The sequence below is a fragment of the Pseudomonas sp. SB113 genome (assembly GCF_040754745.1).
GTDB lineage: Bacteria > Pseudomonadota > Gammaproteobacteria > Pseudomonadales > Pseudomonadaceae > Aquipseudomonas > Aquipseudomonas grimontii.
On sequence record NZ_JBFMHW010000225.1, the window covers coordinates 1 to 416 of the forward strand.

Sequence of the window (416 nt, forward strand, 5' to 3'; positions counted from 1 at the left end):
GCGTCGCGCGGCCTGTGTTTGAGCCGGAAAGATTTAGCGATCTGGATATCGAACCTGCAGCTTGGCCGTATGCTCAAAGTGCAGAGCATAAAGGCTCGAAATAAGGTCGTAGTAAATGCCAAGAATCAAGGCCCGCTTCGGTGGGCCTTTTTATTCCATGGCCGCCGAAAGGACAGTTCAACAACCTAAGCCGATCTGGCAGCCCTATATTCATTCCGAGATTTGGGTGCACAGGCTCGTCCCTAGTCTTATATCAACCGTCAATGTCTCGATCTCCGTTAATGGAGTCGCGATCAGGCAATTGAAGGTGTTATTTTTGCGTCACTTTTGCATATGTGCGAAGATCGCTTTGCTTCAGCTCTACTTAACGGTTCGGGCTGATATAATGGGAGGGAAACATGACAGGTTCGCAGGTG

The 416-nt window shown here is 49.5% G+C and carries 1 protein-coding gene; it reads left to right on the forward strand.

What is annotated here, in order from left to right:
* Nucleotides 1-115: 115 nt before the first annotated feature.
* Nucleotides 116-416: hypothetical protein (locus AB1462_RS32285; protein ID WP_367249193.1), on the forward strand; the 301-nt coding region annotated here is incomplete at its 3' end.